Origin of the sequence: Neorhizobium sp. DAR64860/K0K1 (assembly GCF_050500205.1) — a bacterium.
Classification (GTDB): domain Bacteria; phylum Pseudomonadota; class Alphaproteobacteria; order Rhizobiales; family Rhizobiaceae; genus Neorhizobium; species Neorhizobium soli.
In genome coordinates this window covers 165793-178681 of record NZ_CP191458.1, presented here as the reverse complement: position 1 = coordinate 178681, position 12889 = coordinate 165793, and the positions used below count along the sequence as shown (strand labels likewise).

The 12889-nt window shown below is 61.9% G+C and carries 9 protein-coding genes; 7 read left to right on the top strand and 2 right to left on the bottom strand.

Features of this window, described 5'->3' with window-relative positions; translation table 11 throughout:
* Positions 1–6: 6 nt before the first annotated feature.
* The 7 genes from ACQY1J_RS00785 (at position 7) to ACQY1J_RS00755 (ending at position 10367) form a co-directional block, all read left to right on the top strand.
* Positions 7–1605: a 5-oxoprolinase/urea amidolyase family protein gene (locus tag ACQY1J_RS00785; RefSeq protein WP_430249718.1), complete on the top strand. Its 1599-nt coding sequence runs from the start codon at positions 7–9 to the stop codon at positions 1603–1605.
* Entirely contained in the window at positions 1602–3368 is a 1767-nt protein-coding gene (locus tag ACQY1J_RS00780; RefSeq protein ID WP_430249717.1) for an acetyl/propionyl/methylcrotonyl-CoA carboxylase subunit alpha, read from the top strand. The genes ACQY1J_RS00785 and ACQY1J_RS00780 overlap by 4 nt, the downstream gene beginning before the upstream one ends.
* 2 nt (positions 3369–3370) lie before the next feature.
* Entirely contained in the window at positions 3371–5188 is a 1818-nt protein-coding gene (locus ACQY1J_RS00775) for a dipeptide ABC transporter ATP-binding protein (protein ID WP_430249985.1), read from the top strand.
* Between the two features lie 42 nt (positions 5189–5230).
* On the top strand, positions 5231–6763 hold the full coding sequence (locus tag ACQY1J_RS00770; RefSeq protein ID WP_430249715.1) for an ABC transporter substrate-binding protein: 1533 nt from the start codon (positions 5231–5233) through the stop codon (positions 6761–6763).
* A gap of 67 nt (positions 6764–6830) precedes the next feature.
* Positions 6831–7754 carry an ABC transporter permease gene (locus ACQY1J_RS00765; RefSeq protein ID WP_092663235.1) on the top strand — a complete coding sequence of 308 codons (924 nt, stop codon included), beginning with the start codon at positions 6831–6833 and terminating at the stop codon, positions 7752–7754.
* A gap of 6 nt (positions 7755–7760) precedes the next feature.
* A complete protein-coding gene (locus tag ACQY1J_RS00760) occupies positions 7761–8609 on the top strand; it encodes an ABC transporter permease (RefSeq protein WP_430249714.1) in 849 nt (282 codons plus the stop codon).
* Between the two features lie 30 nt (positions 8610–8639).
* On the top strand, positions 8640–10367 hold the full coding sequence (locus ACQY1J_RS00755; protein ID WP_430249713.1) for a M14 family metallopeptidase: 1728 nt from the start codon (positions 8640–8642) through the stop codon (positions 10365–10367).
* A 25-nt stretch (positions 10368–10392) separates the two neighbouring features.
* Here the strand turns inward: ACQY1J_RS00755 and ACQY1J_RS00750 are convergent, their stop codons facing one another.
* Complete coding sequence (locus ACQY1J_RS00750) at positions 10393–11406, bottom strand: DUF4105 domain-containing protein (RefSeq protein WP_430249712.1); 1014 nt, start codon at positions 11404–11406, stop codon at positions 10393–10395.
* 127 nt (positions 11407–11533) lie between these two features.
* Entirely contained in the window at positions 11534–12655 is a 1122-nt protein-coding gene (locus tag ACQY1J_RS00745) for an alpha/beta hydrolase (protein ID WP_062578198.1), read from the bottom strand.
* Positions 12656–12889 lie beyond the last annotated feature (234 nt).

Genomic DNA, 12889 nt, shown 5'->3' with positions numbered 1-12889 from the left:
ACATCCATGCGATTTCTGCCCGTGCGCGACGACAGTGTTCTTGTCGAATTGGCCGATCTCGGTGAGGCGCTGGCGCTGTTCGATGCGCTGGATACCAACCCAGTCGACGGTATCCGCGAGATCATTCCGGCAGCCCGCACGCTGCTGATTGCCTTCGATCCGGGCGTGATCTCCAACGAAGCCCTGACGGATGCGGTCGCTGCACTCGCCGGGGGCGAGCGCAAGGCGGCTTCCGGCCCGCTCGTCGAAATCCCGGTTCGCTACGATGGCGAGGATCTTGGCGAAGTTGCTGGCATCCTCGGCCTGAGCGTCGCGGACGTCATTCGCCTGCACGGCGAAAGTGAGTATGTCGCAGCCTTTACCGGTTTCGCGCCCGGTTTCGCCTATCTCTCCGGCGGCGATCAGCGGCTTAACGTACCCCGACGCAAATCGCCCCGGACACGGGTTCCAGCCGGCGCCGTCGGCCTTGCCGGAGAATTCAGCGGCATCTATCCCAAGACCAGCCCAGGCGGCTGGCAGCTGATCGGCACGACGCCGCTTGCCATGTTCGATATCGATCGCGCACCCGCCTCGCTTCTCCAGCCGGGAAGTCGCGTGCGTTTTCGCGATATGGCGGCCGACAAAGCCTACGAAGTTTCGGCCCCTGCGAGAACTGCGACTGCTCCTGTTGCGGCAAGCTGTTCAAACTGCTCAATCGAGGTTGTGGCCGTCGGCCTGCCGGTCCTGTTTCAGGATCTGGGCCGCGCTGGTCAAGCAAACCAGGGTATCAGCGTATCTGGCGCAGTCGATCGCAGCAGTTTCAAGGCCGCCAACCGCCTTGTCGGCAACCCGATCGGCACGCCGGCACTGGAGATCTCGCTTGGCGGCTTCCGTTTTCGCATGCGCGGCCGCGGCGTGATGGCGGTGACGGGTGCATTCACGCCGATCACGATTGTCACCACCTTTGGCCAAAAGCTGTCGGTAGCCCATGGCGAGGCGATCGCGCTCGATGACGGCGACATTGTTTCGCTCGGACAGCCGACGGCCGGTATGCGCTCCTATCTGGCCCTTCGCGGCGGCTTTGTCGTGACCCCGGTTCTCGGCAGCGCGGCGACGGATACCCTGGCGCAGATCGGGCCCGCGGCACTTGGCCCGGGCGCGGTTGTCGGAATTCGTCCGCCGGTGCTGGGATCGACCGTTGCTACGCCAGAACTACCGGCATTCGACATGCCGGGCACCACGCAGACCGTAGTTCTCGACGTGGTCATGGGGCCGCGCACAGACTGGTTCAAGAAATCGGCCGTCGAGTATTTTCTGTCCCAGGAATGGTCGGTAACGCCGCAATCGAGTCGAGTCGGCATCCGTCTTTCGGGCGAAGCGCTGGAGCGCCAGAACCATGGCGAGTTGCCGAGCGAGGCGACCGTGCGCGGCGCGCTTCAGGTGCCGGCGAGCGGCCAGCCGGTCCTCTTCCTTGCCGATCATCCGCTGACCGGCGGTTATCCGGTCATTGCCAATGTCGCCCGCCATCATCTCGATCTCGCAGGCCAGATCCCTGTCGGAGCGAAGATCCGTTTCAACGCGATCAGCGCCTTCGCTCCCGGGTCCATTGTAGGAAAATACCCATGAAGAAGGTTCTGATAGCTAACCGCGGCGAGATCGCGGTGCGGATCATTCGGGCCTGCAAGGATTATGGCCTGACCTCGGTTGCCGTTTACGCGGATGCCGATGCAGACGCGATGTTCGTGGCTCAGGCAGACGAAGCCTATTCCCTGAACGGTGCCACGGCCCGGGAAACCTATCTCGACATCGACAAGCTGATCGCCGTCGCCAAGCGCTCCGGCGTTGACGCCGTGCATCCGGGCTATGGCTTTCTCTCCGAGCGCGCGGAATTTGCGAAGGCTGTCATCGATGCCGGGCTGATCTGGATTGGCCCTGCCCCTCACGTGATCGAGGCGCTCGGCGACAAGCTGCAGGCCCGCGCGATCGCCCAAAAGGTCGGCGCGCCGCTGGTTGCCGGTAGCGATGGCGCAATCACCTCGCCTGCCGAGGCCCTGGCTTTCGCACGGCAATTCGGCATGCCGATCGCCATCAAGGCGGCGCATGGCGGTGGCGGACGCGGAATGAAGATCGCGCGCGATCTCGATGAGGTCGAAGAACTGTTCTCATCGGCTACGCGCGAAGCGGTCGCGGCCTTCGGTCGTGGTGAGTGCTACGTCGAGCAGTTCCTGGACCGCCCAAGACATATCGAAGCTCAGGTTCTGGCCGACAGCCACGGCAATGTGGTTGTCGTCGGTACCCGCGATTGCTCGCTGCAGCGTCGTAACCAGAAGCTCGTCGAGGAAGCGCCAGCCCCCTTCCTCTCGGACGAGCAGCGCGAAACGATCCACGCGGCCTCGCGCGATATCTGCGCGGAGGCCGGCTATACCGGTGCCGGCACAGTCGAATTCCTGCTCAGCGCCGATGGCGTCATCTCCTTCCTCGAGGTGAATACCCGCCTGCAGGTGGAACATCCGGTCACCGAAGAGACTACCGGTCTCGACCTCGTCATCGAACAGTTCCGCATTGCCGAAGGCCTGCCGATCAGCGTGACCACGATGCCGGAGCCGCGTGGCCACGCGATCGAATTCCGCATCAATATGGAAGATCCCGGTCGCGGCTTCCTGCCGTCCGCCGGCGAGATCTCGAATTTCACGGCGCCATCGGGGCCGGGCGTACGTCTCGATAGCGGCGTCACGACAGGTTCGGTCATTCCGCCGATGTTCGACTCGCTGGCTGCAAAGCTCGTCGTCTGGGGTGCGACGCGCGATCAGGCCATTGCCCGTGCCCGCCGCGCGCTCAGCGAATTCACGATCGAAGGCGTGCCGTCCGTCCTGCCGTTCCACCGTGCGGTGCTCGATCATGCGGATTTCTCGAGCACGGACTTCCGCGTTCACACGCGCTGGATCGAAACGGATTTCGCCGAGACGCTCGAAGACGCTGCCCGCCCTGCCCCGGCATCCGCCAGCGGGCTTCTTCGCGGCCATGTCGAGATCGACGGCAAACGTGTCGAGATCGGCATTCCCGATAATTTCCTTCGCCTGCTAGGCCAGATGCCTGCGACGGCATCGAGCGCCGGACCGGACGCTGCCGAGAATGATGCCGGCGCTGTTCGCGCCTCGGTTCCAGGCCTGCTCGTGCAATGGAATGTCGAGGATGGCGCAGCCGTCCGTGAAGGCGAGGTTGTTGCCATGATGGACGTGATGAAGATGGAAACCGCCGTCACCGCACCTGTTAACGGTATCATCAGCCTACTGGCAAAGGCCGGATCCTCCCAGACTGCCGGCGCAGTCATTGCCCGTATCGCCCCGGACGACCCCGGAACCACTAGCAAGACGGAGACGCGGACATGAGCATGACCGAAAACAGCAAGCCGCTCCTGTCGGTCGAACGCCTGAGCGTCGAATTCGGCGCGAGCCGCGTCGTCGACGACCTATCCTTTACCGTCGAGGCCGGCCAGACGGTCGCGGTCGTCGGCGAGTCCGGTTCGGGCAAGTCGGTGACCTCGCTGTCGACCATGCGTCTCGCCGACATGATGGGTGCGAATTATGCGTCTGGTCGTATCATGTTCAACGGCCGCGACCTGTTGCAAGCTAGTCAGAAAGAGATGCGGTCGGTCCGCGGCAAGGAGATCGCCATGATCTTCCAGGAGCCGATGACCTCGCTCAACCCGGTCTTCACCATCGGCGACCAGATCTGCGAAGTGCTTGTCCTGCACGAGAAGATGAGCAAGAGCGCGGCCCTGACTGAGGCCGGCCGGCTGCTCGACATGGTGCGACTGCCCGACTCTGAAGAACTTCTGACCCGCTATCCGCACCAGCTTTCCGGTGGCATGCGGCAGCGTGTGATGATCGCGATGGCGCTTGCCTGCCGCCCGAAGCTGCTGATTGCCGACGAGCCGACGACTGCGCTTGATGTCACCATCCAGGCGCAGATCCTCAACATCATGCGCGATCTGCAGAAGACCCTCGGCATGGGCATGGTGTTCATCACCCATGACATGGGCGTCGTTGCCGAAATGGCAGACCATGTCGTCGTCATGTGGAAGGGTAAGAAAGTCGAGGAAGGCCCGGTTCGCGAGATCTTCGCCAACCCGCAGCACCCCTATACCCAGGCCCTGCTTTCCGCCGTGCCGAAGCTCGGCAGCATGACGGGAGAGGCTTTCCCCAAGCGTCTGCCGCTGACCATTTTGCAGGATGGCAAGCCGACCGTCGTCGGCGAGGAGCGGATCCAGGACACGGTCAAGAATGGCGCAACGCCGCTCCTGTCGGTCAAGGATCTCTACGTCCGCTTCGACATCAAGAAAAACCTGTTCGGCAAGGCCACCCATCGCTTGAGCGCCGTGCAGAAAGTGAGTTTCGACATCAACCCCGGTGAGACGCTGGCACTGGTTGGCGAAAGCGGATCGGGCAAGTCGACGATCGGCCGGACGATCCAGCAGCTTCAGTCTGCCATGTCCGGCGACATCGCCTTCAACGGCCGAACCTTCTCGTCGATGTCGGCTGCCGAACGTTTCCGCCTGCGCCAGGATGTCCAGTACATCTTCCAGGACCCGTTCGCCTCGCTCGATCCGCGCAAGACCGTCGGCTTCTCGATCGCAGAGCCGATCAACACCCACAGCCTGATCTCCGATGCCAAGGCCGTCCGCCGCCGCGTCGACGAACTGCTGGAGCGTGTCGGCCTCACCTCCGATGTCGCAACCCGTTATCCGCACGAGTTTTCCGGCGGCCAGCGGCAGCGCGTCTGCATTGCCCGCGCGCTTGCCTCCGATCCGAAGCTGATCATTGCCGACGAGGCGCTGTCGGCGCTCGACGTGTCGATCCAGGCACAGATCATCAACCTGTTCATGGATCTGCAGGCCGAACGCGGTCTTGCCTACCTGTTCATCAGCCATGACATGGCCGTCGTCGAGAAGATGAGCCACCGCGTCGCGGTTCTGTTTCTCGGCCAGATCATGGAACTTGGCTCACGGCGCCAGGTTTTCGAGACGCCTGCCCACGATTACACCCGTCGCCTTCTGTCCGCGGTACCGGTCGCCGATCCGACCGTTGCCCGCCAGTCGGCGATGATCGAGGGCGAAATTCCCAATCCGGTGAGGCGCGTCGGTGACGAGCCCGCCATCCTCGTGCACGAGGAAATCAATCCAGGCCACTTCGTCGCGAAGAGCGCCTGAAACCAGCGACACAATCGCAACCATCTGAAGAGGAACAGATCAATGACAACAATCAAACGGGGACTGAAGGCAACCGCAGTGGCGCTTGCGCTCTCGACTGCCTTTGCGTCGGCGCCTGCGTTCGCTGCCGGAAAGCTGACCATTTCGAGCCCGCAGGATCCGGGCAGCTGGGATCCGATCGATACGTTTCTCGTGCAGTGGGCAGCCGTTGCCACCAACATCTTCGACGGTCTGACCTATCGCGGTCCGGACCTGAAGCTTGTTCCGGGTCTCGCTGAATCCTGGGAAGAACTCGACGAAGGCAAGCGCATCCGTTTTAAGCTGCGCCAGAACGTGAAGTTCCACAACGGCGAGCCCTTCAACGCAGCCGCCGTCAAGTTCACCTTCGAGCGCCTTCTCGGCGAACAGGGTGCCAAGGGTCCGCAGCGTTCGAACTACATCTCGATCGAGAGCATCGACGTCATCGACGACTATACGGTTGACCTGAAGCTCAAGGCTGCCGATCCGGTTCTTCTGACCAAGCTTGCCGGTTACGGCGCGATGATCGTTCCGCCGAAATACATCCAGGAAAAGGGTGAGGACAATTTCAACCTCAACCCGATCGGCACGGGCGCGTTCAAGTTCGTATCCTACCAGCCCAAGGTCGATATCAAGCTCGAAGCCAATGCCGACTATTGGGGCGGCGCGCCGAAACTGTCGGAACTCCAGTTCCGCTTTATCGCTGAGCCAGCAACCGCTGTTGCCGAACTGCAGGCTGGCCGCGTCGATCTGGTGATCCCGCCGACCATTCCGATCGGCATGCTGCCGGTCATCGAAGGCGACAACAAGCTGGAAATCGTTTCCGTTCCCGGCCCGACCGTCGACGCGCTGCGCTTCAACACCCGCGACGGCATCACTGCCGACCCAAAGGTGCGCAAGGCGATCATCATGGCTGTCGATCGCGCCACGATCGTCAAGTCGATCCTCGCCGGCCAGGCCTCCGAGATCACCAGCTTCCAGAGCGCGCTTTCCTTCGGCTTCGATCCGGACCTCAAGGCAATCCCTTACGATCCGGCCGGTGCCAAGAAGCTGCTTGCCGAAGCCGGCGTGAAGACGGGTGCGACGCTGCAGATCGATATCCGCGGCAATGATGCGACGATGAACGAAGTGGCGCAGGTCATTTCGAGCTACCTGTCGATGGTCGGTATCACCGCCACCATCAAGCCTTACGAAACCAACGTTCTGCTGAACGACATCATCCCGCAGGGCAAGACCGGCGCGATGTTCCAGCAGAAGTGGGGCGGCTGGACGTTCGACTACGACAACACCGCCTATTCGATGTACCACTCGGGCGAAAAGTGGAACCCGTACGATAAGGACGAAAAGCTGGACAAGCTGCTGGAATCGCAGCGTCCGCTGACCGACCGTGCGGCCCGCGAAAAGATCCTGCGGGAAGTCGGCGCCTATGCGTCGGAACGCGCGCTCGAACTGCCGCTCTACAACAGCAACGCCATCTTCGGCATCAACAAGCGGGTCAAGGGCTTCATCGCGCCCCCGGACAACCGCCTGAAGCTGACCGACGTCACCGTCGAGTAGTCATCCGAAAAGCCACCCCGCCCGGGCCAACCCGGGCGGGGCCGAACTTCTCCTTAAGGACAACACAGTGGCCGGTTTCCTCATCAAGCGATTGCTACAGGCGATTTTCGTCGTCATCGCCATCACGCTCATCGTCTCGTTCGCCATTCGCCTGACCGGTGATCCGGCCGTCACGATGTTCCAGGGCGGCGGCAGCATGACGGAAGACGATCTGGCGCGCATTCGCGCAGCGCTCGGAACCGACCAGCCGTTCCTCGTCCAGTACTGGACGTTCATGAAGGGGCTGGTCACGCTCGATTTCGGTCGCAGCTTTTCCGGCGGAACGTCGGTCTCGATGCTGATCGGCAATGCCCTGCCGGCGACCCTGCTGCTCGCCTTTATCTCGATGTTCGTGTCGATCGCGCTTTCGATCCCGCTCGGCATCAAGGCTGCCACCTCGCGCGGCAAGGCCGCCGATCAGGCCATCCGCATCTTTTCGCTGATCGGCCTGTCGTTTCCCAATTTCTGGCTCGCCACCATGCTGGTCCTCTTGTTCTCCATCACGCTCGGCTGGCTGCCGCCAAGCGGCATGTCGGGCTTTTCGAGCTATGTCATGCCCGCCGTCACCATGGGCGTGATCCTGACCGCGACGAATGTGCGTCTTGTCCGCACCTCGATGCTGGAAACGCTGCAGTCGCAATACATCATGGTCGCGCGCGCCAAAGGCTTGAGCGAGAGCAAGGTTCTCTACAAGCACGCGCTGCGCAACTGCGCCATTCCGCTGATCACCTATTTCGGCCTGCAGTTCGGTGGCCTGCTCGGCGGCATCGTCGTCATCGAGCGTGTCTTCAACTGGCCGGGACTGGGCACGCTTGCCTTCGACGCCGTCGGCGCCCGCGACTTTCCCGTGCTTCAGGCCGTCATCACCGTTCTGTCGCTGATGATCGTCGGCATCAACCTTCTGGTCGACATCGCCTATGGCCTCGTCGATCCCCGCATCCGCACGGAGTAACCGGCAATGGCAACAAAAACCTCTAGCCGGTGGCGCTTCGCAAGCCTCGAATTCGTTCTCGGCATGTCCCTCACCGTCGTCATCTGCCTCGCAGTGCTGTTTTCCGACCTGCTGTTTCCGGGCGGCGCCGACAAGATCGACCTGATGGCGCGGCTCGCCAAACCCTTTGCGACCGCCGCTCACCCGTTCGGAACCGATCCGCTGGGCCGCGACGTGCTGGCGCGTGTCGTTGCCGGCGGAAAGATCTCGCTCCTGGTCGGCTTCACCTCCGTCATCGGCGCCGTCGTCTTCGGCGTGCTGGTAGGCCTGATCGCCGGCTATTACCGCGGTTTCTGGGACATGCTGGTGATGCGTTTTGCCGACCTGCAGCTCGCGATGCCGTTCATTCTGCTCGCTATCACCTTCATCGCCATCGTCGGCGGAAGCCTGACCAACACGATCATCCTTCTGATTGTGTCGCAATGGGTGCAGTATGCCCGTCTGGTGCGCGGCTCGGTGCTGACGCTGAGGGAGCGTGAGTTCGTCCTGTCGGCCCGCGCGATCGGGGTGAAGGACTGGCGCATCATCATCCAGCACCTGCTGCCGAACCTGATCGGACCGGTGATCGTTCTGATGACGCTCAATGTCGCCAACAACATTCTGCTCGAAAGCAGCCTGACCTTCCTCGGCCTCGGCGTCGATCCCACCATTCCAAGCTGGGGCGGCATGCTGGCCGACGGCCGAACCTATCTGCAGACCGCATGGTGGGTCAGCGTCCTCCCGGGCCTTGCGATCCTGCTAACGGTGCTCGGGCTCAACCTTCTCGGAGACTGGCTGCGCGACAGCCTCGATCCGACCGGCCGCACGTCCCGATAAGCAGCACGGCATTCACAAGGGTTAAGCATCATGACTTCGATCTTTGAAACCAAACTGGAGCGTACGCTCGACACGCTGGTTGCAAATGCTGCGCCCGGCGAGTCCATCGATGCCTGGACATTCGACGACACGAAGAGCCGTCGTGCCGCCGAACAGGCGTTGAAGGACAAAGGCGTCACGGCGCGGATCCGCAGTGCCTACAAGCCGCTTCTGTTTGCGTTTCTGGAAGAGATCGACCGTCAAGGCGTCACAGCGATCGAGGTGCGTTATCCGGTTCATGCCGACGCTCCGGCCAACCGTTTCCGGCTCGAAGCATATCCGCTTTCGGCACTTGTCGGAGACGCTGATATCGCGTTCGTCGCGCGGGAAGATGACGAACTGGTCTATGACGTCACGCTCACCCGCAACGGCCAGACGGAAACGCTGAAGGTTCAGGCGCCGAACCGCGTGCATACAGATGCGGTCGGGGAAACCAATCTCTCCCCGATCGGCTGGATCAGCCGCGATGGCGCGACCGGCGAGCGCTTGGAGACGGATTACGAGCGCCTGTTCAGCCTCGCAATCGACGCGATCGCAAACCACGACTGGGGCAACGAAGAACCCTATTTCGAAGAACTCAACATCGCCGTGTCGCATCCGGCAGAAGACATGCCGCTGGCTGTAGGCGACGAGGTCGTCAGCCTCCGCGAGGCGCTGCACGAGGACTTCTATTTCTCGCTGCTTGAATTCTTCCAGAAGAAATCCGGCCGTCCGCTCGGCGACCGTGGTCTGAAGCCAGGCCAGATCGTGCCGGAAATCGTGCGCAGCAACGACGAGATCAGCGTTCGTGTCGAGACCCGGCCGTTGAGCACAGGTTTTAGGGATGGCCCCGAACAGGAAATCGATACGGCCAGCGAACCACCGGCCGTTGCGCAGATGTCGAGACTGCTGTCGGAGATCGGCGGAGAGGAATTCAATGCCCGGTCGCGATCCGGTCGCGTTCTCTCGGCGCGTTACGTCAGAGGCAGCGACGCGGCAGTGATGATCAGCGGCGGCCAGCATCCGAACGAGACGACCGGCATTGTCGGCGCCATCCGCGCTGCCCGTGCGCTGAAGCAACGTGCCGGTGCCCATTTCACCATCTCGCCGATCGAGAACCCGGACGGCTACGCGCTGCACCAGCGCCTGCGGGTCGATAACCCGCGCCACATGCACCACGCCGCCCGCTACACCGCGCTCGGCGACGATCTCGAATACCGGACGGCGGAAAATTCCGGCCGGCATCTCAACGAGAAAGCCATCCGTTTCACAGCGCAGGAATTGAGCGGCGCACAGCTGCATATCAACCTGCACGGCTATCCATCGCACGAATGGACGCGGCCGCTATCCGGCTACGTGCCGCGCGGTTTTGGCATGTGGACGCTGCCGAAGGGTTTCTTCCTGATCATGCGCCACCACGCCGGCTGGACGCAGCAGGCGGAAGCGATACTCGACCACGTCACCCGGCATCTGGGTGCAATTCCCGGTATTCTCGACTACAACAATCGCCAGATCGCGCTCTACGAAACCCACGCCGGCGAGACGGGTTTCCGCATCATCAACGGCTTCCCATGCCTGTCGTCAGTGGATGATCGCCATACCGTGCCGCTGACGCTGATCACCGAATACCCCGACGAAACCATCTATGGCGACGATTTCGTCACCGGTCATACGGCGCAGATGGAGACGGTGATCTCAGCCTACGATGTCTGGCAGATGCTCAACACCTATACGTCGTGAGGTGATAAGATCCCGGCCGCTGCGTCTAGTTCGTTGCAGGCGGTTCGGTTACCCGATCTCGCCTTATGGCCTGTGAAAAATCTTGCGACATGCCCGCTGCCTTGGCTTTTTCGGCGATATGGGACTGTTGCCTCAGCACCGGCATCGGAGAGCCGGTGTCGAGGATGCCCTGATCATAGGCGTATTCGGGCAGATAGCCGTTCACATACAGGCGCCAGTCGAGAGGGACCGTGCCTCCAAGCGTTCTGACGATGGCGACAACCGCAGTCGTGCAGTTTGTCATCAGCGAGTTGTACCACTGCGGCTGGCGGGACAGCCTGTTTGCATCCTCGACATAGGCGACCAGGAGATTGCGTGCCGTCTGGGGCAGCACGTTCACCCGGTAGAGCTGGACGTCCTCGCCGCGCACGATCGTACGAACCCCGATAATATCCCGCTCCTCTGCCGCGACGATCACAAGCGGATTGCTCTTGAAGAGATCCGCGATCGGCGAAAACGCGCCTCCGCGTTTGCGGCGGACCTCGACGGACCAGGCGACGTGCTCGCCATTCGAGAAGCCGAAGCTGACCAGCATGTGGCCCATCAGCGGTCCCGACCAGTAGGACATGAAGAGATCAACCGACGTCAGCGTCGTCAGATCATACGTCTTTGTTTCCCAGTTTTCGGTGAAATCGGTATCGCTTCTCCAGGTGAAGTCTCGCACACCGTTCAGGGTCAACGTGTCGCCCGAAATCGTTCCGGTGACCTGTCGCGCAACGTCCGGCGACCAGTCTCCTACCGCTGGGGGCGCGAGCGTGAACCACCACGAAAGCACGATCGCGAAGGCCACCGAGAACACGCCCGTCGGAGCCCGCCATCGGTGGCGGATCACAGAGACGATGGTCCAGACACCGAGAGCGGCAAACAGCGCAGCGAACACCGCTCTTGCCGGGAGCGGCAATGGCAGACGGTACCACAGTGCCAGCGATGACCACGCCGAGACGAGTAGAATGACGATGAAAACGCCCGTCAGGGCGAGGAAGTGGAATGCTCGGCGCAAATCGGTGTCTCTCGGTTCAACACACGCAACATAGGGTGACAATCGACAAGTGCGACCACGCACGGACACAAGAATGAGAGAGAAGGATCAATCATCCTTCCCTGGTCTACCGCCAGAAACCGCAAGCTCAGCGCCCGCCGACGACCGCGCCTGCCAATCTGAACGGACTTGAAATGACCGATGCCGCGACGTCGAAGACGAAGGCGCCCGCCTCCGGCACCGAAACCGCCCCGCCACCCGCCTGCGCAAGCTGCGGACCCAGTTGTGCGAGATTGGCGTACCGGTCGTGCCCGACCCCATCTGCTGCCTTGACCGACGAGATGTCGATGATCCGCAGACCATAGCGCAAGGCTGCGTCGCGCACCGAAGGGCTATCAACATTGAGCGATCCCGCGCGCGGTTTCTCCCCGCTGATGAAACTGGAGATCTTGAGCGCCTTGTCGTCCTTGGAAACAAACAGCGTGATGGGGGTACGCATCCGACCGACGACCTCCAGCTGCGACCTGAACAGATCGTCGTCAATGTCTGGAGCCGCGAGCACGACGACCAACTTGTCGAGGACGTCGCCGCGGCCTTCAAGCTTCAGCTGGCGAAGCGTTTCCATGATCAGGAACCCGCCGATGCTATGCCCGAACAGGATGACCCGTTTCACATCGCGTTTGGCTGCCATCGATTTGACGAGCCAGACCAGGGTGTCACGCGAAGCCAGGGCCGCGTCACGATCCGCGAGATATCCCGCAAGGGATCCCTGCGACGGCCAAGAGAAAAGGACGGGCTTTCCATCCGTCTTGGAATCGGCGGCGACCTGCGCGAGCCGGTACAGACCCTCCTGGAACGTGTAGTTATACCCGTGGACAAAGATGCCAACCGCCCCATCCTTGTTGGGCGCGTCCGCCAACGCCAGAAACTGTTTTTGGTCGAGAGAGCGTCTTTCGGAAACAACCATGTCCGTCGACGCGTCGGGTCTACCGACAGGCCATTCGATCTTCGGCGGGCGGTGCGAGGGCGGGATTGCGACCGTGAACGTTTCGAAGGCCGGATCTGCGTTACGGCGGGACGAGTATCCGTCGCCGTCCCGCGACCGGTTCGTCGCAGTAAGGACGGTAAGCTGACGGCTGGATGCCGGGTTAACCGCGACCGGATCGAGAACAGAGGCCGAAGGCCTGTTGGCACAGGCAACGAGCTGAGCGGACACGATCGCGATAATCGCAGCCGAGATCCATCGCCGCGTCAATACGGAATACTGCATCGTAACCAGCGACTTTCGAAAGGTGAATGGTGCCGGTTGATGCCACGAAATGTTGCCGAACTCAACTGGCTGAAACCCACGCTAAATTCGCCTGCACCACCTGGCCAGTCGACCGGAACACGAGTGCATCATTCAAGCTGAAATCAGAGGTAGGCCTGGCTTTGAAGACCCCGGACGGTGCTGCCACGGTCCGGGGTCTGGTCTTTGTTACACACGGCGAATTCATGGCCGGAT

Coding starts and splice junctions, on each gene's coding strand:
- ACQY1J_RS00785 (WP_430249718.1), top strand. CDS start 7: ATGCGATTTCTGCCCGTGCGCGACGACAGTGTTCTTGTCGAATTGGCC.
- ACQY1J_RS00780 (WP_430249717.1), top strand. CDS start 1,602: ATGAAGAAGGTTCTGATAGCTAACCGCGGCGAGATCGCGGTGCGGATC.
- ACQY1J_RS00775 (WP_430249985.1), top strand. CDS start 3,371: ATGACCGAAAACAGCAAGCCGCTCCTGTCGGTCGAACGCCTGAGCGTC.
- ACQY1J_RS00770 (WP_430249715.1), top strand. CDS start 5,231: ATGACAACAATCAAACGGGGACTGAAGGCAACCGCAGTGGCGCTTGCG.
- ACQY1J_RS00760 (WP_430249714.1), top strand. CDS start 7,761: ATGGCAACAAAAACCTCTAGCCGGTGGCGCTTCGCAAGCCTCGAATTC.
- ACQY1J_RS00755 (WP_430249713.1), top strand. CDS start 8,640: ATGACTTCGATCTTTGAAACCAAACTGGAGCGTACGCTCGACACGCTG.
- ACQY1J_RS00745 (WP_062578198.1), bottom strand. CDS start 12,655: ATGCAGTATTCCGTATTGACGCGGCGATGGATCTCGGCTGCGATTATC.